The following is a 26,211-nucleotide window of genomic DNA, read 5'->3' as shown; positions in this document are numbered from 1 at the left end:
TGCCGCTCACTAAGGATGAGAAGCAGGGGCCTGATTTTTTTGATGTAGGTTCTATGACAAAGCTTTTAAGCTTGGACGGAATTTTTACGGGCCATGATGGTGAACATCTTTTGATAGCATAGGATACTTAGAACTGCTACACCAAAAATGATCCCGAAAATGATTAGTGGACCAAACCAATTAGATAAGGTAACGAGTAACGGTGCCAAGATGCGTCCAATTGTAAATTGAAGCGTGGAGGCACCCATATACTGCCCGCGTTGATGTTCAGGGGCTAGTTTACTAACGAAGCCTAGTGCAATTGGGGTGCGGATCAATTCTCCAATTGTAAGAACTGCCATACAGAAGAATAGGAACCAGATATTCTCACTAAAAGCCATCATGAAAAAGCCCATCCCACCTAGAAACGATGCAATTACAAATGCTTTTTGATCGCTCCACGCACTAATCCAGCGAGTCATCGCTGCCGTTAGAGTTACTACCATGAATCCATTCAAAGCCATCATCCATCCAAAAAAGGACGTTCCACCTAGAGAGAAGGTCCAATCTCCCCACCATAATAAAGGTTGATTCAATACATGTTCCTTTATATAGATAGCCATGTAAAGATCCATCTGAGAAAAAGCGATAAACACAAAAATACCAGCTAACAAGTAAAGAGAAAAAACCTTGTCACTAAAAATAACTTGAAAGGATTTTAATTCTTTTTTCCAACTGGGTGTTGGATCAACTAAATCTGAGTTAGTCTGAGGTGCCATTGGTCTAGTCTCTTTTAAAACGAAAAAGTAGACGGCAAATAGGATAGTAGTCACGAACATACAGGCTAGCATAAGTTCATCACGGTAATTTACAAAGAAAAAGGCACCAAGCAAAGGGCCGATAACAACCCCTAAATTCATGGCTGTGTAGAACATCGCAAACACAAAGTTTCGGTCTCCTTCGTTGGTCAAATCTGCGATCATAGCCTCACTAGCTGGCTGATACAGAGAGGCACTCAGATTCAATCCGACAAAAGCAAGGTACATCATCCAAGGTGAAGAGGATAGAAAAAATAGGAGGAACATGAGGGCCTCAAATGCTACAGAAATTAGCATGACGGGACGACGCCCCATTTTATCAGAAATACGACCACCAACTAAGCTTATGACAACACTAAGTAGCGGGGGAATGATTAATAATACCCCAGCTGTACCCTTACCAAAAGTTTCACTAAAAAAGAGAGCCATGAAGGGTAGGAACATCCATAAAAAGATAGAAAATAAGGTCTCTCCAATTAGACGAACCTTTAAGTTTAAATCCCAAGATAGCCAACTCATGAGTTGCACCTCCAACGTGTTTTCTGAGTAATATGCAAGTTGGCTTTCCTCTTTCCCGTTTGAAATACAAAGTGGTTTATGGGCCTGTTAGGGTGTTACTGCTTTAATAAAAAAAGCGACTATATGCTGAAAAACTTGCTTACCATACAAGTTTATCGCATAAATGCCGCTTCTTTTGTAAGAAACGGGGCCGATAACCGTATAATCCAATCAGTAAAGAAGAAAGCCGATCTAAATAAGCATGCCAAAAAGAATCGATATCCTTTTGACTTTGCTACATGTAGATTAGATGGCTACAATTTCTTTACTGATGAATTTCATTGGTTACATGCCCCTTTATTTTTGGTATTTTTAGATAAATGAAATTCTATCAGGTTTTATATAGATGTGCAAGACAGTCTTTTAGAGATTTATTTGATAAATAACCCATGACATATATGCCGTTAGACTGGACCAAAGGAGATACGGAATGAGTAACAGTGCTGCCCAGCGTGAGTATTTTCCTGTGTACAATAGCAATAGCAGGGTCGATATTGCGGCAGCCAGACAATCATAAAAGGCTAACGATAAGTCCTTTTGAATAGACAGGAAAAAGGTATAAGCTTGATTGAGCACGTAGTTAATCGCAAATAACAGATACCAAGAGTGGTTTAGGTTATCTAATCCAACGGTTTTTTGTAATACAACGACTGTGAGAGCAATCAGTGCGTATAATATAAACCATATGATATCAATCACTTTACTTGGGGGAGTCCACTCAGGCTCTGCAAGGGTGTTATACCAGATTTGGTCACTTGGAAAAAGAATACCTGACGACGAAAAAAGAGCTACTATTACTAGGAATAATACTATGGAGGATAATATGCTTGGTTTTTTCTGTGTCATGTATAACCACCTCCTTTTCTTATAAGCTAGTACTTAGTTTATTATTGATTCTGTCGACCATGCTTATTATTTCTGATCCTCAGACGAATAGCATAGGTAAACAAGAATCTTTTGATAAAATATTTTTAATCAAGAGCACAAAGAGATAAGAAATCTGCTACAATTTGTAATAAATCCCATTGAGAACGGAATGGAGGAGTTTCATCGTGCAAGATCCACGTTTAAAAAAATTGGCCTATAATTTGTTGCACTATTCTGTTGGTTTGAAGGAAAAGGAAGTTTTAAATATTGAAGTGCGCGGAAACGGGCATGAATTGGCTAGAGAGTTGGTAAAAGAGGCATATGCCATCGGAGCCTATCCTTATGTGGAGATAATTGACACACGAATTCAGCGGGAACTAATGATGAATGCTAGTGCCGAACGAGCAGAATATCTAAAGAAATGGTCTGAAGGACGTATAAAAGATCAACATGCAAACATCATTATTAACGGGGTTGATAATGATAGTGAGATGTCTGATGTACCAAATGATAAGCGTCAGGAGCACTTGAAGGTACTAAAACCACTCAGTGATTACATGATAGCTAACGTCCGATGGGTTCTACTCAATTATCCAACAGCTTCCATGGCCCAAAATGCGAGTATGTCGACTGAGGCATTCGAAGATTTCTTCTTTGATGTATGTATAACAGATTACCGGAAGATGCGAAATGCATTCTTGCCCCTACAACAACTGATGAATGAGACGGATAAAGTAAGATTAGTGGGACCGGGAACCGATCTGACCTTCTCCATTAAAGGAATTCCAAACGTGATTTGTGCCGGAGAAAATAATATTCCAGATGGAGAGATATTCACGGCACCTGTGCGTGATTCTGTGAACGGTGTACTTACTCACAATGCTACAACACAATACATGGGGACTAAATTTGAGAATATTAGCTTACGCTTTGAAAGCGGAAAAATTGTGGAGGCAACCTCCAACAATACAGAGAAACTAAATGAGATTCTTGATACTGATGAAGGAGCCCGCTATATTGGAGAATTTGCCATTGGTGTAAATCCGTATGTGCTACATCCGATGAATGATATTTTATTCGACGAAAAAATCGCAGGTAGCTTCCACTTTACACCAGGCCAGGCTTATGAAGATGCTGATAATGGAAACCGAAGCATCGTGCACTGGGATATGGTAACAATTCAACGCCCAGAATATGGTGGTGGTGAAATTTGGTTTGATGATGTGTTGATCCGTAAAGATGGACTATTTGTGGTGGATGCATTAAAAGGTCTTAATCCAGATGCTTTAAAATCCTAAACGCTATGTAGAACAAACAGATTGATATGGACAAAATGTCAAGGATAGAGCATGCAATAAAAAGTCTGGTGATTCCAGGCTTTTTTTATTGAGACGATTGCTTCCATAGCTCCATTAGGTTTCATAATAAATATTACCTGATAAAATCAGCTCTACTCGTTTCTAAGTGGCATCCGCCCTCGCTTTTCGTTACAATGAAGCGTAGAAACTGTAGAACGGAGAAAATACTAGCTATGACAATGAAAAAATGGTTGGATCACATTGTAGTCGATCAGGAAAAAGGAATGACTGTTGAGGAGATCGTACGACAAAAAATGTCGGTCTCTGGACGCATGCTACAGCGTTTAACACGGAGTAAAGGAATACTGGTAAATCGTAAAGTCCCCTTTCTTAAAAGGCAGGTCAAGCCTGGGGATGTGATTTCTGTACGCATTTTTGATGATAAACGCGAGCAGGAAGCGCTAGTTATGTTACCGCCAGCACCATTTGAAATTCAGCTGGAAGTTTTGCATGAGGACGAGTATTTTATTGTCGTTAATAAACCAACAGGTATGACTACGCACCCCATTCGTGAGGATCAGCATGATACTTTATTGAACCAACTGGTACTATACTGGCATAAGCAAGGTAAGTCTATCATGCCCCACACAGTCCATCGTTTAGATCGCGAGACTTCTGGTACTATTTTGATCGCGAAGAGTAGCTATGCCCATCAGTTAGCAGATAAGCTGATAAGGGAGGGAAGTGTAGAGCGTAATTACATTGCCCTAGTAACCGGTCGTATGCAACATGAAGCAGGAACAATAGCAGAACCGATCAAGCGGGACCCCATGCATAAAGTAAAGCGTCAGGTACATCCAAAAGGTGAAGAAGCGGTTACTCACTATAAGGTTTTGGCTACAAATGATGAAGTTAGCTTAGTCGATATTACATTAGACACTGGACGAACGCACCAAATTCGCGTGCATTTTGAATACATGGGCCATCCTTTGGTTGGTGATACCTTATACCGGGGTGCTCGAATGGGCTTTTCCAATCAGGCGTTGCATGCCTATCAGCTTTGTTTTACGCATCCAGTGACAGAAGAGCTACTTCAAATCCAAGCACCTATGCCATCAAAGATGAAGCACTTTGTGGAAGACAAGTTTTCTCTCCCAAATTTTATGCTATAAAAATAGATGCATGTGAAAAATAAATACTTATGGGGAAGGGTGGAGGTGTAGAACATGGTAGTACAGAAGCTATTAGATGAGGAAAAGGTTTTTAAAGATCCCGTTCATCGATATGTACATGTCAGGGAGAAAGTGATTTGGGATCTAATTGATTCACCTGAATTTCAACGACTAAGGCGTATCAGACAGCTTGGAACGAGTTATTTTACCTTCCATGGTGGCGAACATAGCCGATTCAATCACTCGTTGGGCGTCTATGAAATTATGAGACGCATCCTAGAGACCTTCGAGGGTCGAGTTAAGCTTCCTTATGAAGAAAAGCTCCTGTGTCTTTGTGCGGCTTTGCTACATGATGTTGGACATGGTCCTTTTTCACACTCCTTTGAAAAAGTATTTCGCTTTGATCATGAGGAATGGACGAGAAAAATCATTATGGGCAGGACAGGCATTAATCAAATTTTACGTACGGTTAGCGATTCGTTTCCTAAAAAGGTTGCGGAGGTTATCGCGAAAACGTATGAGAATAAACTGATTGTCTCTCTTATTTCTAGCCAGATAGATGCAGATCGAATGGATTATTTATTGCGAGATGCTTACTATACCGGAGTCAATTACGGTAATTTTGACATAGAGCGTATTCTGCGTGTGATGAGGCCCTCTGAGGATGGAGTAGTGATTAAAGCGAGTGGGATGCACGCGGTAGAAGACTACATCATGTCACGCTATCAAATGTACTGGCAAGTGTATTTTCACCCGGTGACGCGGAGTGCAGAAGTTGTTCTACATAAAATTTTTAAGCGTGCGAAGGAATTGTTTCATCGTGATTACCGTTTTCAACTAGAACCGACACATTTCCTGCCATTTTTCTGTGATCGTATCGAATTGAAAGACTATCTGATGTTGGATGAATCCATTGTTTATTTCTATATGCATCAGTGGAGAAAGGAGCCAGATGCAATTTTATCTGATTTGTGTTCACGGTTTTTAGACAGGAATCTCTTGCAATACGTCGAATATAATCCTAGAAATTTCCGAACGGAGTATGAGATCAGGGAATTGTTTCAAGAAGCGGGAATTGATCCCGACTATTATGTAGAAGTTGATTCTACATCCGATTTGCCCTATGATTATTATCGCCCTGGAAAAGAACAAGAACGGATTTCTATCATGTTGGTCAAACCAAACGGTGAGCAAGCGGAATTATCAACGATGTCAGAGATTGTAGAAGCGGTTTGCGGGAAGCGGAGATTTGATTATAAGCTTTATTATCCTGCTGATCTGATAGAGTCGCTGCCTGCTGAGCTTGCCCAAAAGATTAAAGAACGACTAGGAGTAGTGATGTCGGATGCATAGAGGGCACGCCAAAATAATGCGGCTAGTGGAGGTCCTTGGTGAAGTAACAGGAAGAAAGAAACTGCAAAAAATGGTGTATATCTCTAAAAAAATGCAGGTGGATTTTGAGGAAAGATTTGAGTTTCATATGTTCGGGCCTTATTCCGAAGAACTGACATTGCGCGTAGATGAATTGTGTAGCTTTGGTCTTTTGAACGAACAGCATGAAAGTAAGGGAGCGATTGAAGTATATCGTTATTCCTTGAACGAATTGGGAAAAGAATTTTTGCGCTATCATGATGTAGACCTAGGGATGGGAGAGCGTCTCATTAAACGCCTAAATGAAGAAAATTCCCGGTTTCTTGAGTTGGTTTCCACCATTCTTTATTTTGAGCACTTATCCTATGAGGAAATGCTGGTAAAGGTCTTTACATTGAAAAGCAAACAGCGCTATACAGAAGAGGAAGTACAAAAGGGACTTACTTTTCTTGACGAATGCAGACAAATTAGCTTGCAATAATAGAAGGTACATTCTTGAGCCTGCTGGCTTTAAAATCTCGTTTACGCCTATGTGTGAACGAGATTTTTTTTGTCCTACATTAGTAGTACATACTGTTTCATATGATTATGGAAGAGAGAAGGGGGGAGCAAAGAGAATGATTTTGATGAAGAAAAGCAAAAGCTTTTGGAAACGATACTTTGTCATTTTATGGATGATAATTACAGCCTTATTTTCTTTTATGGGTGGAGTTTTGGGGGCTGGGGCACAGGAATTTTGGCCTTTCAAGGAGCGTCCAAATACAGCTTGGAAATGGGCAGTGAATGAGAAAATCATACCAGTAGATAAGCGGGGGTTAGCAGAGGCGAAAGCTACAATAAAACAGGGGGAGTTTTTACAAATGATCGTACAGGTAGCCAAGCTATCTGGTCAGGAGGGAGAAGTACCTATCGGAGCAGAAAATCATCCGGCTGCTCCGGCTTATGCAGCAGCTAAGGCACACGGAATCATCGATTGTTCTTGTCAAATTAAGCCCGATGGTGAACTGAGCAGGGATGAAGCAGCAAAATTTATCATGATGACCGTTAATGGAATTACGAATCAGAGTACATTGAGCCTAGAAAACGCAAAGAATTGGTTTTTCAGCAACTCTATGGCAAAAGCCAAACCAAAAAATGAACAAAGCATTAGTTTTGAACAAGCAGTGGATGCACTATATCAAATGAATCAACTTCTGTTATTGCAAGGTAGATAATGAGAGGGGGAGATAGGGATGAGTTTGAATCGAAAGTCGTTGATGATACTTGCAATAACACTAAATGCCGTACTGGGAGTGGGAGTGATTCAAACCGAGACATATGCTAAGGACGAATGTAAGGATAGTCAGCAAATCGGAAATAATTTCACCCAGAAACAAGTCATCAGCAGCAAGCAGTCGATTGTAAAATCTTCCGATAGGCAAAAGGATTATGCAAAGCATTGGGCAGTAAAAGAAATTAACTTATCTCTCCAAAATAAATGGCTTGGGAATTACCAAGATGGGAATTTTCGACCTGATGAACCTATCACCCAGTCCCAATTCCTGTCTGCTTTAGTTTCATTACATCGACTGAAAGAGAAACAACCTCATGCCGAAACAGCCAACTCATGGGCCAAGGAAGCCTATGAAAAGGCAGCGAAAGCAGGCTGGATGACTCCAGATATTAAAATCCATCCTGATCAAGGTATTACCAGGTATGAGGCGGCTGCTTGGATAACGAATGCTTGGGGACATAAGCAAACTGATGTTTTTCAGTACACGTATTACAATAAACTCCTTCTTTCTAGTCATAAATTTGTTGATGGATTATATCAGCCTAATGGAAGGCTCGCATCGAAAAGCATGAGATTTATACAACAAACTGCTTTAATGACAGACTCATTCACGAGAGCTGAAGCAGCACATACATTTTATTTACTATCAAGTAGAATAAACAATCTGAACGAATGTAAGAGTTGGATGAATCAAATACAAAAATCATTGGTTATGAAGAATGGAAAATTGACCGGTAGGGTCCCCGTTTTACCTGATGTGATGTATATAAAACAAGCCTCATTAATACAGAATGTTGATGGGGAAATAAAGGATCTGAAAGGGGATTTTTCAATAGAGCCTAAGGGTAAATTAGTTTTTGGTGCTACTTACAATTCTAGCACCACCGTATTGTATGAATGGAGGCTACCAAACCTTACTCCTCAAGATGTGCTAGATCTTTCGTATAATGATTCGCAATATTTGGTGAGGAATTTGGATGCTGACATATGAAAAAAGCATTAAAAGTATTTATAACGTTTGTCATAATGCTATTTTTATTAGCAGTTGATTTTCAAACAGTGGGCGCTGGTAATCTTCCAGCACCAAATTTTAAGGGAATGCCAGAAATTATAACGATAAATAATGATTATACCCCAGGAACTAAGGAAAACGGAAAGAGTCCAAAAACTCACGATTTAGTACAGGTGAAAAGAAAACATAGTAACGATCCAAGAGATCCATTACAGCTAAGCAATGAAGACTATAGGCTACATAGGATGTATGTCTATGTTGATGGAGATTTACGAGATAAAAAAAGCATATCAAAACAAGAAGTACTCTCTCTAGTTGAGGCTAATAAAGACTCTGATAATGGATATCCGATGATCAATCTTGAATACATGCAAGCCTGGATTGAGAAATTAGGAGGGAATTGGAGATATATCAGTAAGGAAATCAGTGTTTATCAAATTAAGGCTAACAATAATCCCTCGAATATGATGGACGTTGTCTCCCTCTCCCAATTAATCGAGCTATGTGGAGGCATGGGAGGAGGACGATTTGGATTCGAACCGTATAGGAATGGTTACGCCAAATACATTGGGTTTGCCAAATACACACAGACTAGGGTGCCCATCGGAAGCATAGGTTCTTTAAACACAAGCTATAAAGTAAATGATACGGTAAGCATCACTGGTCAAGCTGAAGCTTTTTCCGCTTATAACAGGAAAATCCTGATCGATAAATTTACCGTATACAATAAAAGTACGGGAGGGAGCTACAAAGAAGTTGTGCCAGCGGGAACGAAGGGAGGCGCTTTTTGGCAAAGCAAGCCCTTCTTCTACAAAGTAACCGAACCGGGCTTGTACGAAGTTAACCTCTATGTAAAAGATTATCAGTGGCGAAACGCAGGCCACTATCCCTACACGAAGACTTTTGTCGTTGGGGACGTTTGTGATCCAATTACCTCGAAAACCACAGCAGAACTACATATTAATAATCAAAAAATAATTCTTCCCACCAATCAGACCTATCAGATGCCGAAGGGTACAGATAGCGTCACACTGAACTTCAACAAAGTAGGAATTATACGGATTAATAATTCGGTGTATCAGACAGGAAAAACCATTATGAATATTCCAATCACTGGTGTTAAACAAATTCGGTTTACTTCAACAGACGGTAGTGAATGCTGGACTCATGAGTTTATACCAGCTCAGGAAGATAAGCTCAACTGCAAATCAGACCAAGTATTTCGTGTTTTGCTAGACGGAACAAAATATGAGAAAGATTTACAAATGGCAAGTGGCGGTAGCTTTATTATTCTGGACCAAGCAGACATGCTACGAATAGAAGCTCCTATTCGAGGGACTTATTATGTAAACAACAGCCCATTAAGCCCTGACCCCTCAACATGGATGGAAATTGGTATCGCTCCCTATGCACCTTTTACCATTACATTCAAGAGCGATGATGGTTCTCTGTGTTGGCAAAAAGAATTTACCTGGAAATCTGACAAGATTAATTGTCCAATCTATTCGTATGATAAGCGAGGGAATGAGCAAATTGTATCCGGGAAAACAATTGAGGTTCCCTTGCATGGTGAGCTAGAAATTTACGCTTCCCACCAGTTTGAGGATGACTTCCATACACCTGTTTATCTTTTATGGAAGATTAAAAAGCCGGATGGTAGTACTTACACATTAAATCGGTATTTGGATCATGATGACCGTGGGGGAAAAGATCGTTATGTGTGGAGGAATAGTCCGACCAATCATCTAAAGCTACCGACCATGCGAAAGTATGCTAACCAAGAACAAGTAACGTTTGATCAAATAGGAAAATATGAAATTTGGACGTACAATTCCGATGATGATTTCTCTGATTGTCCTAGTTGGAAAATTACCATCGAAGTAAAAGCGCCCACATGTACAGACTTTACAGTTCATGTCGAGATAAATGAAAAGACGGTATTGTTGGATCATCGAACCCTGACCTTAAAGCCAGGCAAACAGTACGTTAGATTTAGTGGCTATTTGTTTGATGATGATGATTTCAGGGGAGATTGGGTTTTGACCCGAGATAGGGACAAAAAGGCAATTACCAAATGGACTGGAACTAGTTTCGACCACGAATTTATTGATCTGATGGACGAGAGTTATACATTGACTGCTATTTTTAAGAAAGACGGGTTAGAGTGTAAGAAGGAGTTCAAAATTTATGTAGGCGGGTTTACTTGTGACGATGTAACCATGGAAGCATATGTGAATGGAGATAAAGTAGATATAAAGAGAGTGGATGGTCAGAATCAAGTTAACATTGAAGTAGGAAGAATGAATAATATCCACATACAGAGCTTATCCGAGAACTCTGATAAGGATGTAGGAATGTCGTGGAAACTATCTCAATCTGGAAGTCTGGTGGCTGAGGCAACGGGAAAGCCTTTTCTTTATAGTTTTATGGATAACGTAGAAGTAACATATCTGTTAGAAATAAAAGCATTACAGAACGGAAGAGAGTGTCTGAAGACTATTAAAATTGTGGGTAAAGGCAAAGGATGCGATGATATTTACTTGCATTTTTATAACAAAGCAACCAATGAATACTACCATGATATGAATAAGAGAACCAAAAAGTTTCGCGTAGCTAGTTTGGAAGAATGGGCGCTATTGATTACCGATAATAGTTCCCAAGCGGAACAAACCATTGGAACTTCAGTTATTCAGGCAGACTGGTCATCTGATCTCCCAAATATGGCACGTAACTTTAAAGATAGGTTTATCGGTAAGCAAACGGGAGTGGGCACCTACATTATCACTGCCAAAGTAAATGATCCGAGATACCCTCAGCTACAGGGGTGTAGCTTCACGTTTACATTGGTTATTGACCCTAATCAGACAGTAGATTGCTCTAGTTATTTTATTCATTTATTACAAGATGAGCCGATCAAGTTTACTTATAATGTGAACCAGCAAAAACTGACAATTGTTGAAGGAACCAAGTCAGTTTTATTGATTAATGATAATGCTGACGATTGGAAGGGGACTATTCAATATGTAAAATGGTCCATTTCCCCAGAAATATTTCAGCCTAGGGAAGAATTAGGCTTCCTCAAACTTCCTATGCTACAGCCAGGTGTTTATAACATTAAGGGAATGATCAACAGTAGATCGGCACTACTTGATAATTGCACGTATGAAATAACGATTGAAGTGATAAAAGCAGGTATTCCTGATTGTCCGAATTGCTATCCAGGTGGAGAAATAAGTGGTGGTGCCCTTCAGCTAGAATTGTATGATTCTGGTCATCGCTTCCTACAAGGAAAAAAGGACGGTGTTTGGGAAAAGGAACCGATGCGAATTGATGTGAAAATCGATCAAGTGGTTATCAATCAAGCATTTTTTAAGATTGATGGAGAAATTGACAAAGCTGTTCGGGAAAGGACAGCTCAAATCGAAAACATGTTAGGCACCAAAGGATACGAGGATATTACAGTACATGCAGTACCGAGTCCATTTCAAGCAAGAAGTAGTCCTTCAACTGTATGGCCTTCTCTTATTGGATTGAAGGTAGTGGGACCAAGTCAGCAGGAAAGTTATCAGATTGATCCGCAAAAGGGAGTTCAATCATATCCTTATACAAAAGCGATAAATCCAACCCAAACTACTTGGGGAGATGTTTTACAAACAGTACAGTACATTGTAGATGCAGATGGTTTTCAAATTAAGGTTCCTTATTCAATCAAGCTAGACGTAAGCTATAAAATATGTGATGAACCTATAGAAAAAGAGGATGAAAGTGGTAATCCAATAGGAAAGAAGTGTACAGAGGAGCGAGATCAGTACGAGATTGCTAATCGGTATACGATAAGAGTAGAAGGCGCCCAGCAAGAGTTTCAAGTGTTTGAACCAAATGGAAAAGGGATAATTGAGCATACGGAAGAATGGAAGGAATATCATGCACGTGATCGATACCCAGCAAGTAAGCCAAATGATTTCTATGCAGGGGAACGAATTTTAACTAGAGTGATACTTGAAGAGAGACATAAACATCCTGTCAGCAAAAAGCTTCCTGTGATTGTTTCAGCCAATGCTTGGATTGCGGAACAAGGAAAGCAAAATGATTTATTACAAACTCAATTATCATTGCGACAGATTAGTCCTGCCTTATGGAAGGGAGGGGAACAGATCGTTGATAAGCTGGGAAAACGTGAAGTAGGCATAGATAATCCATTAATGGGCCATAAGCAAAGAGGCTTGGAAAAGGGAAAAAGCTATGGTGTGCAATTTCAGATAGAATTTACCTTTGGGGTAAAAAAGGGGTTTTCCTATCCTCAAAAAACGAAAAGCTTGGGACATTCTGTAGGGGATTATCGTGCTATTTTTACGATCATTGCCAATGCATGGGAGCGTCAAGGACTCCGTAATCACATTACAAAATAAATGCTAAATATTAATGTTAAAATGGTTAAAAAATCATACCTAGCCAATTTGCTACAGCAAACAGTCACAAGGATCAATTTTTTCCTCCCTATAAATAGACTACACGGAATTCGACAAGCGCTATCCATGCACCCTAAAAATTGCACGAGTATGAGCTTTCAGGGTAGAATAGACAGAAGATCTTTTTAGGGGTTGGTGATAACATGAATTTATTTGATAATAAAAAAAATAACGGATTTACTATTGTGAGTAAAAAGACAGATGTTCATGGTGGATTCGGTCAAGGTGTGCTTGACTTAAGTCATGTTTCTGCTGTCATTATCGATGTAGAGGGAAATGATGCCTACATTGACATGGGAGCGATGCATGCCAAGAGTACTGTTGAACGAGGCATCAAATTTTCCACGAATAAGGAAGATGTTCCGAATGGAAAACCGTACTGGATCGTCTGGGTTACCATTGACCGCAAAGAAGAGGGACCTTACTATGCCGGTGTAACTGCTTGTTATATGGAGGTTGACCGTGAAGCACGTCGTGGATACAAACTATTGGTAGATCACGTTAACCGCATGGATGCTGCTATGAAGCGTAAACTCATGGTGAATGAGCTAGGAGAAACCGAAAAAGTAACATTGCGGAAATTGTTGATGGAACACAATTCAGACATGTGGGCAAATTCGTCTGAAGAACTTAAGCAGAGCTTAGAGATACAGTCATAGTTTTCAAATGGGCACCAGTTGAAAATCTGGTTTTTATTAGGGAAAAATGAACGCTGTGTGAACAACGTGCAAAAGAATTGTACGAAGAAACAAAAAAAGGGTAAACTTAGATTTGTATATAAAAAGCACTAGGTCAGCAAACAGGGAGCGACAACATGTCACTCCCTGTTTGTCTTAATTTGTAGGTTATGAATTAGCGGTAGGGATGCACACTAAGAAGGCATATCATTACTTTATCTTCTCAAAGGGGGAGCATGCCTTGGATAATCAAAATGATCATTTTGTCAAACATGGTGGAGTGCATTTTCGTAACAACGTACCACCGCAAGAGATTAATAATTTTATTCGTAAGCTACCAGCAGGAAAGCGAGAAAGTCTTTTTGAAGTGTTAGATAAATTGGAACAAAGTGGGCTTATTACTGTTTATAATGACCACATATTTACCGATGGAAATGGTGTTATTGGTGGCGGGGAACAATAAGATAACAAAGTAGAGAAATATCAAACCAAGGCATAGCTGTTAGCCAGAGGAAGAAACAACATAAATGCAAAAGCAAAAAGCTTTAGAACAAAGGGGTACCTAATCACATAGTGATCCATAGGTAGCCCCTTTTTCAAAAAGCTTACATATTATCTGCCCCACAATTTGTTCCACAATGATTTTTTTTCTTTTTCAGGTGGCTTTGGGTTAGGTAATTCTTGTTCAGGAATATGCTCAGAACAGTAATCCTGAGGTTCTGTACCTGCTTTAAAATACATGACCTGCGCATGCGGGCAGTTTTGGGTAGCCAATTTTTTGGTTACTGGGTCTATGTAAACCGATACGACACCGGTAGGAGCATTAAATTGGCTAGGAGGTTGATTATGCAGAGCACTTTCCATGAAATCGGCCCAAAGTGGTGCCGCTAGACGTGCATCCTTGATCGAATCAATCTTCTTCCCTTCGTCATAGCCTGTCCATACACTGGTTACTAGCTGGGGTGTAAATCCACTTATCCAGGAGTCATAGTCAGTAGACCCGGTTTTCCCAGCGACTGGACGGTTAATTTGTGCGGCAACTCGATTAGCTGTGCCACGTGTATCGCTAAAAACGGTTTGCATCATCTGATTTAATACATATGAACTACTTGGATCTGCCACAGGGACATGCGTAGAGGAATCCTCAGCTAAAATGGCACCTGTGTTATCCATAATTTTCAAAATAGCTATTGGTGTAATGTATGATCCATTATTTGCGATCGTACTGTACGCTGCTGTCAATTCCAAGGGAGAAATAGGCGATGTTCCTAAAGCAAGGGAAGGTACAGCCTGTAGGGGACTAGTTATCCCCAGTTTTCTAGCCTCGTCTACTGTTTTTTGTGGTGTTAATTGATTAATTGTTTTGACAGCATAAATATTATCTGATGTGGCGATGGCTTCTTGCATGGTAATAAAGGTATTCGTGAATTTATTGCCATAGTTACTGGGAACGTATTCTTGTCCATTTTCGTAAGTAAAGACAGTCGGCTCACTCTTCATCAATGTTAATGGAGTAAAACCATTATCTAAAGCTGATAAATACATGATTGGCTTAAAGGTAGAACCGGGTTGTCGTTTACTCAATACACGATTGAATTGGCTTTTTTTATAATCACGGCCACCTACCATTGCTTTAATGAACCCCGTTTTAGGATCGATGGCTATTAAAGCTACCTGTAATTCTTGATTATTTTTAGGCATGTTTTTTAAGATAGCTTCTTCCGCTTTCTTTTGGGTTGTAACATCTAAGGTGGTGTAAATTTTTAATCCGCCGTTCTGAACTGCTTCTTCACTGATGCCGTATTTATCCTTTGCTAAAGCAAGAATATAATCTCGAAAATAAGGAGCTATAGAAGTCTTCTGTGCTTCCTTGGGGGACCGAAACGTTAATTTCTGTTCGTACGCCTCCTGCATTTGTTTTTCGGTAATATATCCATCACGGTGCATGGCAGACAAGATTAATTTTTGACGCTTTTTAGCATTATCAAAATTAGTAATAGGTGAATAATAGGTAGGGCCTTTTGGAATTCCTGCTAACATAGAGCTTTCTGCGAGCGTCAATTCTTTTGCTTTTTTGCCAAAGTAGGTTCCAGCGGCGGCTTCTGCACCATAGGCAGAATGACCGTAATAGATTTGATTCATGTACATTGCTAAAATTTCATCTTTTGAATAATTAAGCTCTAGTTGTAAGGTCAGTAAGGCTTCTTTTGCCTTACGTGTCCAGGTCTTCTCGTGACTCAAATATAGATTGCGAGCTAGCTGTTGTGTAATCGTGCTGGCACCTTGAGCTTTGTTCATTTCGGCAATGTTCACGTAAACTGCTTTAGCAGTCCTTTTTAGATCAATGCCCATATGCTGGTAAAAATAACGATCCTCAATGGAAAGAGTAGCTTTCACTAAATAAGGAGAAATATTGTCTAATGTGACGACATAACGATTTTCTCCTCTGTGAATACTATCTATAACTTCCCCGTTACCTGCGTAGATGGTTGATGTTTGATGAATAACTGTGGCGGGCATTGGTTGAGAACGTAAATATAAGACCAGAAATAGGATGGATAATGCAGCCGCCAGCATGGTAAGACCTAGAATTTTTAAAAAAAGTTTGACCCGCCTAAGCCAACGAAGTAATGGATGCTCGCGGATGACTTCCATGAAAAGACACGTCCTTTCTGTACAGTTTGGTAATACTAGGAAAAATCTTAATAAATAGTATAGGTAATTCAGCATATTTTCATACTATATGAAGCCGGTATCGCCCGTTCTATAAAGGTTTTACAAAAAATGGGGAGATCTCTAGCAATCCTTTTTCAAAAAGCTATTTGTTCTGAAAAACCAGTGAAGTAAGAAAAATATCGGATGAAAAGACAAAAAATACTTGCTTTTTGGGGGGTACCCTCTATAATTCATTTTGTTGATGCATTATGTGATCTTCATTACATCATTCATCATCATGAAATGATTCGGTTAAAAAGGAGGCTTCATTAATTATGAACATGGAACTATGGTACACTGAGAAGCAAACGGAAAATCACGGGATTACAACAAAAATCTCTGAGACACTATATAGTGAGAAAACTGATTTTCAACAGTTAGATATTATCAATACCAATCAATTTGGACGTATGCTTGTACTGGACGGTATGGTAATGACTACGGACGTTGATGAGTTTGTTTACCATGAAATGATTACTCACATTGCTCTTAACACCCACCCTAATCCTAAGAAAGTATTAGTTGTGGGCGGAGGAGACGGAGGAGCAATTCGTGAAATCGTTAAGCATGCTTCCGTAGAAAAAGCTGTACTGGCTGAAATTGACGGCGGAGTGATTGAAGCCTCCAAAAAATATTTCCCAGAGATTGCGAAAGATTTAATGGGAAACCCGCGTGTCGATGTGCAAGTTATCGATGGAATTAAACATATTCATGATCACAAAGGTGAATATGATGTAATCATGGTTGACTCTACAGAGCCAGTTGGTCCAGCCGTGGGCCTGTTTGAGAAAGGCTTTTATCAAGGAATCGCTGATGCCCTAAAACCAGACGGAATCATGGTTGCACAGACAGAATCACCTTGGTTTAACCGTGAATTAATCAAACGAGTATTCAAAGACTTATCTTCTATCTTCCCAGTGACTCGTTTGTATACAGCAAGCATTCCAACTTATCCATCAGGTCTGTGGAGCTTTACGATTGCTTCTAAGAAATATGATCCGTTGGCAGTAGATCCATCTACGATCAAAGATATGGATACCAAATACTATAACAAAGATATTCATAAAGCAGTGTTTCAGCTTCCTAACTTTGTAGCTGAACTGACTCGCGACTAGGGGGTAGAGAGATGCGTTTTGATGAAGCTTATTCTGGCAATGTGTTTATTCGCAGCCATCAAAACTATGAAGAGAGTCAAGCAGTCATTTATGGCATGCCTATGGATTGGACAGTAAGCTTCCGTCCAGGCTCTCGTTTCGGCCCTTCACGTATTCGCGAAGTCTCCATTGGCTTAGAAGAATACAGTCCTTATTTGGACAGGCTATTGGAAGAAGTGAAGTATTTTGACGCTGGAGATATTCCGCTACCTTTTGGAAATGTGGAAGGCAGTCTCCAAGCGATTCGAGAGTTCGTTGCGAAAGTATTAGCTGATAATAAAATCCCTGTTGGTATGGGCGGTGAACACTTGGTTACGTGGCCAGTGATTCAAGCCGTGCATGAGAAGTACGAGGATTTAGTTATCTTCCATTTTGATGCACACACCGATCTTAGAGATAACTATGAAGGCTATGAGTACTCCCATTCCACTCCAATTAAAAAGGCGTGCAATTTACTTGGAGGCAAAAACGTTTATTCGTTTGGAATTCGTAGTGGGATGAAAGAAGAGTTTGATTGGGCGAAGGAAAACATGCATTTATACAAGTACGATGTATTGGAGCCTGTTAAACAAGTCCTTCCTACCATTGGAAATCGCCCCATTTATTTAACGATTGATATTGACGTATTAGATCCTTCTGCTGCTCCTGGTACGGGTACGACAGAAGCTGGCGGTATCACGTCTCGTGAGTTGCTAGATACTATTCATTTTATGGCGAACAACGGAGCTAATGTGGTCGGATTTGATTTAGTGGAAGTAGCACCTGTGTACGATCACAGTGAGATGACACAGATTGTTGCCTCCAAAATCCTCCGTGAGATGATATTAAGCTTTGTGAAATAACCAGCTATCATCATTTTGTCATACAGGCTATTACGGAAAAGGGCAAGAAAGCCGAGTGCTTTCTTGTCTTTTTCATTTTTATACGTAACACTCTTGTTTGGTAAGAAAAAATGGAAGCGAGAAGGTAAACTATCCTATAATAAAGGGAAGGTAAACAAACAAATACTACAGTGACAAATAAAAGTGAGGTTTCGGAATGCAAGAAGTTCAATTATTCTTATCTATCATACAAAAAGCAGAAGGGCAAACCGACAAAACAGAGGTAAAAATGTCGGGTAAAGCTTCTCTACGTAATTCTTCCTGGTTCCTGCAATATAAAGAACAGGTTGAGGGAGTGGGAGAGGTATCCAATATTGTACGTATTAACGAAGAGAGTACACAATTGCTACGCCAAGGTAGTTTGCAGATGAAGCAAATATTTGAAAAGGGGAAAGGTACAGATAGTTTGTATAGCAGTCCTTACGGAAATATGCAGATGCATACTCATACTCGAACATATAAAGTAACGTACCAAAGTGAAAAACCAATTCATGTGTTTATTGCCTATCAACTATGGTTGAGTGGACAGTATGTTGGTGAATTCGAATGGGACATGAAAATTGCATGGGATTAGAAAGGGGTAGTGTGTATGGCGTTCTCCCTTATTAACGGGCTATTTTCTGGTTTGTTATTATCAGCTTTTCTAGCGATTGGAGATGGATTGTTTCAAACAAGTACGTTTCAGGTTTTATTAGACGTTACCTATGTTCCAGGGATGGAAAATACACCTCCCTTACTAGCCTTTCTCATTCATTTGGTGATTTCGGTTGTCGTTGCCTTTGCGTTTATCTATTTTTATCCGAAAGGGAACGGTAAGAAGATTGTCATCTATGTAACCTTGTGGAATGTAGCCTTTCTTATTTTGTTCTTTCCATTTACGTATCTTAGCCAAGGTGTTTATTCAGCGAGTAATATTTTGATGTGGTTTTTTGGTCATTTGTTATATACGGTATTTTTAACGTATCAAATAGAGCGATAGAGAACAGCGCTGTAGATGCGTAGTGCCGATTTTTTAGCACAGTGACTAGTTTTTGGCAGTCTGTTAGGAGGGATGTTGTGAGTACATTACCAAAATCGGAAACAGTGGAGATGTTAAGCGCAATTTTAGGAGCAATTGATGAAGGCATCCATGTGGTTGACGCCCAAGGAATAACGATCATGTACAATCACATCGCTGCAAGATTGGATGGTTTAACACAAGAGGAGGTGCTGGGTAAGCCGTTGTTGCAAGTATTTCCTTCTTTAGATAGCGAGTCCAGCACCTTGTTAAATGTCATTCAAACAGGCAAGCCCATGTATAATCGCACCCAACGCTATACCAACTGGCGAGGCGTACAGGTGGAGACAATCAATACGACGTTACCAGTCCGTGTAGACGATCGGCTAGTTGGGGCAGTTGAGGTAGCTAAAGATATGAAAAAACTAAGGGAGTTGTCGGAGCAGCTAGTTGATTTGCAGGTTCGAGTCCAAAGTGGACGAAAAAAGCAAGTGAAGCCACTTGTGTCAGATCAGGTATTTTATGAGTTCTCCGATATCTTAACAAATAACCCTGAGTTAAATCGTGTGAAACAGATAGCGTTAAAAGCAGCGCGAACCAACTCTCCTGTACTGATTTATGGAGAAACAGGGACAGGTAAAGAGTTGTTGGTACAATCTATCCATCAAGCATCCCCACGAAAGAAACGTCCATTTATTGCTCAAAATTGTGCTGCCTTGCCTGCTTCCTTATTAGAGGGAATTCTCTTTGGTACCACGAAGGGTAGCTTCACTGGGGCAGATGATCGTCCTGGATTGTTTGAAGTAGCAAATGGAGGTACGTTATTCCTAGATGAAATAAACAGTATGCCATTGGAGCTACAAGCCAAATTATTGCGTGTATTACAGGACGGTCAGATCAGAAGAATAGGCGGTACGGGATCAGTGCAGGTCGATGTGAGAGTCATTGCAGCTACTAATGAATTGCCAGAAAAAGTGGTGGAAAGTGGGGGATTGAGAGCTGATCTGTATTATCGCTTAAATGTTGTGTCCTTCTGGCTTCCACCGTTACACAAACGTCCAGAGGATCTTCCCCTTTTAGTAGAGCATTTCGTACAGAAGTATAACAACATGTTTGAGCTACAGGTAAAAGGATTGGATCAAGAGGTATGGACTTTATTTAAGCGATGTATGTGGCCGGGTAACATTCGAGAGTTAGAGCATATGATTGAAGCTGCCATGAATGTTACTGAAGGCGAATGGATTACAGTCGAAGACCTTCCGTTATCCTTTTTAAAAAGAATGGATGAGATAGAGGAGGTACTACAAGAACAAGAAGACGGTGTAAGTAATGAAAAAATTATCACTATAGATGGAACCTTACGAGATGTACTAAGAAAAACAGAGAAGCGTTTAATTCAAATGGCACTGGAACAAACCCAAGGAAATATTCTGCAAGCCGCAAAACAATTAGGAATTCCTCGACAAACTCTACAGTATAAATTGGCGCAACAGAAAGATAAAAAGTAATGCAGGTTTGGTTTAAAAGCAATCCAACAATCGGACATTGCCGAAAAGCTGGCACAATAAACAATCCCCAAAAAAGTACCATAAAGTAAAACATGCGTGTTCAGAACGCAGAAAAGCTAGCAAATACACTGTATATCTCATCTAATTCTGAAAATAATAAATATTCCATCTGAATTGGCATCCTCCTTGCATTATGTAAATGATGAAGCTTCAAGATGTTCTGTTATTTAATAAGCAGGGGGGATTATAACATGGCATTAGCAGTTCGTAAATTGCGTAATTGGCGGGACGTGGAATTATGGAAAGACGTTACGGATGAACAATGGAACGATTGGATGTGGCAGTTGACCCACACCATTAAAAATGTAGATGACTTAAAAAAGGTAATTCATTTAACCCCTGAGGAAGAAGAGGGAGTGCGGATTTCCAACCAGACCATTCCGTTAAATATCACACCTTACTATGCTTTGCTAATGGATGAGAACGATCCAAAGGATCCAGTTCGTTTACAATCTGTCCCGTTATCACATGAAATGGTTCGCACTCAGTACGATATGGAGGACCCGTTACATGAGGATGAGGATTCACCTGTTCCTGGTCTGACTCATCGCTATCCAGATCGCGTTCTATTTTTAGTAACAAACCAATGTTCTATGTATTGTCGTTACTGTACGCGCCGGCGTTTTTCAGGTCAGATCGGTATGGGAGTACCTAAAAAACAATTGGATGCCTGTTTAGATTATATTCGTAACACCCCAGAGGTACGCGACGTACTTTTATCCGGTGGGGATGCTCTACTTATTAATGACCGTGTACTTGAATACGTTATAAAAAGTCTGAGAGAGATTCCGCATGTGGAGATCATTCGGATTGGAACACGAGCACCTGTCGTTTTCCCACAACGCATCACGGAGAATTTGTGCGAGATTTTGAAGAAATATCATCCTGTTTGGCTCAATACGCATTTCAATCATCCCAAAGAAATTACCGAAGAAGCAAAAAAAGCCTGTGAAATGCTTTCGTATGCTGGCGTTCCGCTAGGTAATCAGTCCGTTATTCTTGCTGGAGTCAATGATGATCCGTACACGATGAAGCAATTGATGCAAGACCTTGTTAAAATCCGCGTGCGTCCTTATTATATCTATCAATGTGATCTATCAGAAGGCATCGGTCACTTCCGAGCACCAATTTCTAAAGGATTAGAGATCATGGAATACTTACGCGGTCATACCTCGGGCTATGCAGTACCTACTTTTGTTGTAGACGCTCCGCATGGTGGTGGTAAGATTCCAGTAATGCCCAACTATATCATTTCTCAATCGGCTGATAAAGTAATCCTACGTAATTTTGAAGGGGTTATCACTGCTTACCCTGAACCACAGAATTACAAGGCACCAGATCTATCACAAAATGAATACTATCAGGCTGAGAGGGGAAAAGCAGTAGGTATTGCAGCATTAATGGAAGATTTAGCAGACAATTTGGAGCCAACAGGTCTACAGCGTAATAAACGGATTGAGGCCACCAAGGTCAAGTCGCTTGCCGATGTGCGTAAAGAACAGAGTGAGCAGAAGAAGCAGAAAGAGCAACGTGCTAGAATAAGTGAAAAAGAGGCATAGGAACGTGTAAACAGGTCCTTTCCCTTCTCTATGATTAAGTAGAACTTCAAGTATGGAGGTGTTACTTATGATGGAGAGAGAAAGGACTCTTTTTTGTTCGTGTAACCAACCGATTACTCAATCTTTACGGTAGCCAAATGAGTATGATATGATCAAAAAAGAAAGTGAGCGACCGCTCAGGAAAGCTATGCAGTCGTTTTATTAAAAAAATTTGGGTGGAAATGTAAAATTTGAATGAATAGTCATTCATTTTTTCTGATACTTCTGATAAGATTAAACAAAAGAAAACTTACAATCCAATATAACTACATTATGTAAAAGAAAGGGAGCTGGAAGATATGGAAATCCTACCACTATTAAATTTAATTGCCTTCTTCCTTGTGCTGGCTTATGGGCTATATCTTGTAGCGCATCTGTTGTACAGCCGGTATCTGTTTATCAAGTTGGGTAAAAAGCCAGATATAAAGGATGACTTTAAGACCCGCTTCAATTTGATCATTCAGAACGTTTTTTTGCAAAAGAAGCTCTTAAAGGATAAGAAGAGCGGTATTATGCACGTTGTCATTTTTTACGGTTTTATTATTTTGCAATTTGGTGCCATTGAACTTATTTTAAAGGGACTTATTATTGGGTATGAATTACCATTTGGTAGCGCCCATAAGTACTTTAGCTTAATGCAGGAAATAACCGCCATGCTGATTATTATAGCTATCGGTTATGCGTATTATCGACGTTATGTTGAAAAGTTAAATCGCTTAAAGCGAGGATTAAAGTCAGGTTTAGTCATTATCTTTATCAGTTCATTGATGGTGACAGTTCTCGGTTCACTCGCTTTCGAGCAGCTATGGTTAGGGCACGAGGGCTCTATCTTTGCTCCTTTCTCCACAGCTATCGCATTTGTGTTTTCAGGAATCGGTGAAACGGCGGCAGCTGCTTTGTTCTTTTTCTTCTGGTGGGCGCATCTGCTTATTTTGTTAAGCTTTGCTGTTTATGTACCGCAGTCCAAGCATGCCCACTTGATTTTTGCTCCCTTTAATGTCTGGTATAAAAAGCTGGACCCACCAGGTAAGCTCTCTACCATTAACTTTGAAGATGAGACACAGGAAGTTTTCGGAAATGGAAAGATTGAAGATTTTACCCAAACACAACTAATTGATTTATATGCCTGTGTAGAGTGTGGACGCTGTACCAATATGTGTCCGGCCGCTGGAACTGGCAAAATGCTCTCTCCTATGGATATTATCGTGAAAATGCGTGATCATCTCACTGAAAAAGGGGCAAGCGTTACTTCGCGTACACCTTGGATGCCTACTTTTGCATTTCCCAATACAAAAGCTAACCAGATCGCCCTGCAAGCTGGAGAAGTAGCAGCTACCGCTGAAGGTGCCGCTGCTGTAGAAAATGTATATGATAAAGCATTGATAGGTGACGTGATTACCGAGCAGGAGCTATGGGCGTGTACAACCTGTCGTAACTGTGAAGATCAATGTCCAGTGATGAATGAGCACGTCGATAAGATCATCGACATGCGCCGCTATCTAGTGATGACAGAAGGTAGTATGCCACAAGAAGCTCAACGTGCATTAAACAATATTGAACGTCAGGGTAACCCGTGGGGGATCAATCGTAAAGACCGCATGAAATGGATGGAGGGTCTGGATGAAGCGTATACAGTACCTACTGTAAAAACGGCAGAGGAGTTTGAGTACCTATTTTGGGTAGGGGCTATGGGTTCCTTTGATAACCGCAGTATGAAAATTACGCATGCATTTGTTAAGCTGATGCACGAAGCAGGTATTAAGTTCGCCATCCTTGGGAATGAAGAAAAAAACTCAGGCGACACAGCTCGCCGTATCGGTAATGAGTTTCTGTTTCAACAATTAGCCCAAGAAAACATCGCTTTATTTGAAGGCTACGATGTTAAAAAGATTGTGACCTGTGACCCGCATGCTTTTAATACCTTTAAGAATGAGTATCCTGAGTTTGGTTTGCAAGCAGAGGTATATCATCATTCTGAGCTGTTAATTCAATGGATGAAAGAAGGGCGCCTTACACCAAAGAAAGAAGTGAAGGAACGTATTACGTATCATGATTCATGCTATTTAGGGCGTTATAACAATATTTATGATATGCCTCGCCAGATTCTTCAAGAAATTCCGGGTGTAGAGATCGTAGAGATGAAACGAAGCCAATGTGATAGCATGTGCTGTGGCGCTGGTGGTGGATTGATGTGGATGGAAGAACATGAAGGTACTCGTGTCAATGTTGCGCGTACGGAACAAGCCTTAGAAGTTAACCCAACGGCAATCGCGAGTGCTTGTCCATACTGCTTAACCATGATGGATGATGGGCTAAAAATGAAAGAGGCTGAGGAACAAGTGAAAGCGAGAGATATTGCTGAAATTTTAGCCGATGCTCTGTAAGGAGTAACTGGAAAAGCGGTGGTCAAAGGACTGCCGCTTATTGTCATAATAAATTGACTAATGGGAATAGAATGTGCAAAATAAAGATATAAAATGAGCGACCGCTCGATCGGTTTTTGCATTGACTGATAGGGTACATAAGAAGAAGGAGGAATTGCATTGAATACAGTCATAGTTGGAACGGCTCGAACACCTTTTGGGAAGTTTAATGGTGCATTAAAAGAAGTGTCTGCTGTAGAGCTAGGAGCATTGGCAATTAGGGAAGCACTGAGTAGAGCTAAGGTCGACCCCTTGTCAGTTGATAAGGTCATCATGGGGATGGTCGTGCAAGCAGGTGCTGGACAAATTCCATCAAGGCAAGCTGCCAGAAAAGCAGGTCTTCCATGGGAAGTAACAAGTGAGACAATCAATAAGGTGTGTGCTTCTGGCATGCGTTCCGTTGCCATGGCGGATCAGATCATTCGTTGCCAGGATGCGGAGATTATTGTAGCTGGCGGAATGGAGAGCATGAGTAATGCCCCTTATGCAATGCCACAAGCAAGGAATGGCTTTCGCATGGGCGATAATCTTGTGAAGGATTTAGTGTTATATGATGGGCTAACTTGTCCATTCGATCAGGTGCCTATGGCTGTGCATGGGAGTAATGTAGCGGAAGAATACAACATTACAAGAGCAGAGCAGGATGCTTGGGCCTATCGTAGTCAGCAACGTGCCACGAAGGCCCGCGAAGCAGGATATTTCGCAGAGGAAATTGTTCCAGTTCAAATTCCCCAACGAAAAGGAGAGCCACTGCTCGTAACGGAGGATGAGGCGATACGATCGGAAACCACATTGGAGGGCTTGGCTAAATTAGCACCGGTATACAAAAAGGACGGGACCATTACAGCCGGGAACGCGCCTGGACTCAATGATGGCGCGGGAGCTCTTGTGCTCATGTCAGAGCGAAAAGCTGAGGAACTTGGGGTGAAACCTCTAGCTACGATTCTTGGGCATGTGGAGGTTGCGGCAGAGGCTCCTTATATCGCCACTACACCTGGGCTCGCTATTCAAAAATTGTTGCAAAAGACAGGAAAAGAACTTGAGGAAATAGATTTATTTGAAGTAAATGAGGCATTCGCCGCGGTTACATTGACAAGTGGAAAAATCGTCGGATGGGACGAGGAGAAGGTTAACGTAAACGGCGGTGCGATTGCGCTGGGGCATCCGATCGGAGCAAGTGGTGCAAGGATTATCATGACGCTTATTCATGAATTACAACGACGCGGTGGAGGATTAGGCATAGCTGCTATTTGCAGTGGAGCCGCTCAGGGAGATGCTATTTTAATACGCGTTGAGTCAGGAAGGTAACTACTCCGTTTTGATAGGTGGTTTTTTGTACATCTTAAACGAAATTGCATCATTTTTGAAAAGAGAAGGAGCA

General features: G+C 40.5%; 20 protein-coding genes. 17 read left to right on the top strand and 3 right to left on the bottom strand.

Features of this window, described 5'->3' with window-relative positions:
- Positions 1-65: 65 nt before the first annotated feature.
- Together ACQV1I_RS23735 and ACQV1I_RS23730 are read right to left on the bottom strand one after the other, a co-directional pair.
- Positions 66-1,316: an MDR family MFS transporter gene (locus tag ACQV1I_RS23735; RefSeq protein WP_116333594.1), complete on the bottom strand. Its 1,251-nt coding sequence runs from the start codon at positions 1,314-1,316 to the stop codon at positions 66-68.
- A gap of 402 nt (positions 1,317-1,718) precedes the next feature.
- Positions 1,719-2,201: a TspO/MBR family protein gene (locus ACQV1I_RS23730; protein ID WP_104031412.1), complete on the bottom strand. Its 483-nt coding sequence runs from the start codon at positions 2,199-2,201 to the stop codon at positions 1,719-1,721.
- Between the two features lie 206 nt (positions 2,202-2,407).
- Between ACQV1I_RS23730 and ACQV1I_RS23725 the strand changes: the two genes are divergently transcribed.
- From ACQV1I_RS23725 to ACQV1I_RS23685, 9 genes are all read left to right on the top strand, one after another.
- Positions 2,408-3,520 (top strand): aminopeptidase, encoded by a 1,113-nt coding sequence (locus tag ACQV1I_RS23725; RefSeq protein WP_116333596.1) that lies wholly within the window; start codon positions 2,408-2,410, stop codon positions 3,518-3,520.
- 233 nt (positions 3,521-3,753) lie between these two features.
- Positions 3,754-4,692: an RluA family pseudouridine synthase gene (locus tag ACQV1I_RS23720; protein WP_116333597.1), complete on the top strand. Its 939-nt coding sequence runs from the start codon at positions 3,754-3,756 to the stop codon at positions 4,690-4,692.
- Positions 4,693-4,746: 54 nt separating this feature from the next.
- Positions 4,747-6,045 (top strand): HD domain-containing protein, encoded by a 1,299-nt coding sequence (locus ACQV1I_RS23715; RefSeq protein WP_116333598.1) that lies wholly within the window; start codon positions 4,747-4,749, stop codon positions 6,043-6,045.
- On the top strand, positions 6,038-6,544 hold the full coding sequence (locus ACQV1I_RS23710; protein ID WP_104066607.1) for a YwgA family protein: 507 nt from the start codon (positions 6,038-6,040) through the stop codon (positions 6,542-6,544). The genes ACQV1I_RS23715 and ACQV1I_RS23710 overlap by 8 nt, the downstream gene beginning before the upstream one ends.
- Before the next feature lie 136 nt (positions 6,545-6,680).
- Entirely contained in the window at positions 6,681-7,277 is a 597-nt protein-coding gene (locus ACQV1I_RS23705; RefSeq protein ID WP_116333599.1) for a hypothetical protein, read from the top strand.
- Positions 7,278-7,295: 18 nt separating this feature from the next.
- Positions 7,296-8,327 carry an S-layer homology domain-containing protein gene (locus ACQV1I_RS23700; protein ID WP_116333600.1) on the top strand — a complete coding sequence of 344 codons (1,032 nt, stop codon included), beginning with the start codon at positions 7,296-7,298 and terminating at the stop codon, positions 8,325-8,327.
- A complete protein-coding gene (locus ACQV1I_RS23695) occupies positions 8,324-12,757 on the top strand; it encodes a hypothetical protein (RefSeq protein ID WP_116333601.1) in 4,434 nt (1,477 codons plus the stop codon). Before ACQV1I_RS23700 ends, ACQV1I_RS23695 begins: the two co-directional genes overlap by 4 nt.
- Before the next feature lie 203 nt (positions 12,758-12,960).
- On the top strand, positions 12,961-13,476 hold the full coding sequence (locus ACQV1I_RS23690; RefSeq protein WP_116333602.1) for a YwhD family protein: 516 nt from the start codon (positions 12,961-12,963) through the stop codon (positions 13,474-13,476).
- A gap of 259 nt (positions 13,477-13,735) precedes the next feature.
- Positions 13,736-13,957 carry a hypothetical protein gene (locus ACQV1I_RS23685; RefSeq protein WP_018669694.1) on the top strand — a complete coding sequence of 74 codons (222 nt, stop codon included), beginning with the start codon at positions 13,736-13,738 and terminating at the stop codon, positions 13,955-13,957.
- A gap of 149 nt (positions 13,958-14,106) precedes the next feature.
- Here ACQV1I_RS23685 and ACQV1I_RS23680 read toward each other — a convergent pair whose 3' ends face one another.
- Entirely contained in the window at positions 14,107-16,149 is a 2,043-nt protein-coding gene (locus ACQV1I_RS23680; protein WP_116333603.1) for a transglycosylase domain-containing protein, read from the bottom strand.
- A gap of 341 nt (positions 16,150-16,490) precedes the next feature.
- Here ACQV1I_RS23680 and speE point away from each other — a divergent pair, with 341 nt between their 5' ends.
- The 8 genes from speE to ACQV1I_RS23640 all read left to right on the top strand — a co-directional run bounded on the left by speE (position 16,491) and on the right by ACQV1I_RS23640 (position 26,138).
- Positions 16,491-17,324, top strand: coding sequence for a polyamine aminopropyltransferase (gene speE / locus ACQV1I_RS23675; RefSeq protein ID WP_026314975.1), 834 nt, complete (start codon positions 16,491-16,493; stop codon positions 17,322-17,324).
- 11 nt (positions 17,325-17,335) lie between these two features.
- Positions 17,336-18,205 (top strand): agmatinase, encoded by an 870-nt coding sequence (speB, locus tag ACQV1I_RS23670; protein ID WP_094699904.1) that lies wholly within the window; start codon positions 17,336-17,338, stop codon positions 18,203-18,205.
- 196 nt (positions 18,206-18,401) lie between these two features.
- A complete protein-coding gene (locus ACQV1I_RS23665; RefSeq protein ID WP_094699903.1) occupies positions 18,402-18,818 on the top strand; it encodes a DUF1934 domain-containing protein in 417 nt (138 codons plus the stop codon).
- A 15-nt stretch (positions 18,819-18,833) separates the two neighbouring features.
- Positions 18,834-19,223, top strand: a complete 390-nt coding sequence (locus ACQV1I_RS23660) for a hypothetical protein (protein WP_116333604.1) — start codon at positions 18,834-18,836, stop codon at positions 19,221-19,223.
- Between the two features lie 110 nt (positions 19,224-19,333).
- A complete protein-coding gene (locus tag ACQV1I_RS23655) occupies positions 19,334-20,749 on the top strand; it encodes a sigma-54 interaction domain-containing protein (RefSeq protein ID WP_094699954.1) in 1,416 nt (471 codons plus the stop codon).
- Between the two features lie 251 nt (positions 20,750-21,000).
- Entirely contained in the window at positions 21,001-22,368 is a 1,368-nt protein-coding gene (ablA, locus tag ACQV1I_RS23650; RefSeq protein ID WP_018669701.1) for a lysine 2,3-aminomutase, read from the top strand.
- A gap of 338 nt (positions 22,369-22,706) precedes the next feature.
- Positions 22,707-24,791 carry a (Fe-S)-binding protein gene (locus ACQV1I_RS23645; RefSeq protein ID WP_018669702.1) on the top strand — a complete coding sequence of 695 codons (2,085 nt, stop codon included), beginning with the start codon at positions 22,707-22,709 and terminating at the stop codon, positions 24,789-24,791.
- 159 nt (positions 24,792-24,950) lie between these two features.
- Entirely contained in the window at positions 24,951-26,138 is a 1,188-nt protein-coding gene (locus tag ACQV1I_RS23640; protein WP_116333605.1) for an acetyl-CoA C-acetyltransferase, read from the top strand.
- The last annotated feature ends 73 nt before the right edge of the window (positions 26,139-26,211 follow it).

This window comes from Brevibacillus sp. JB24b, from assembly GCF_051713385.1.
GTDB classification, from domain to species: Bacteria; Bacillota; Bacilli; order Brevibacillales; family Brevibacillaceae; genus Brevibacillus_B; species Brevibacillus_B laterosporus.
The sequence above is the reverse complement of the archived record's forward strand: the minus strand, read 5'-3'. Positions and strand labels throughout refer to the sequence as shown.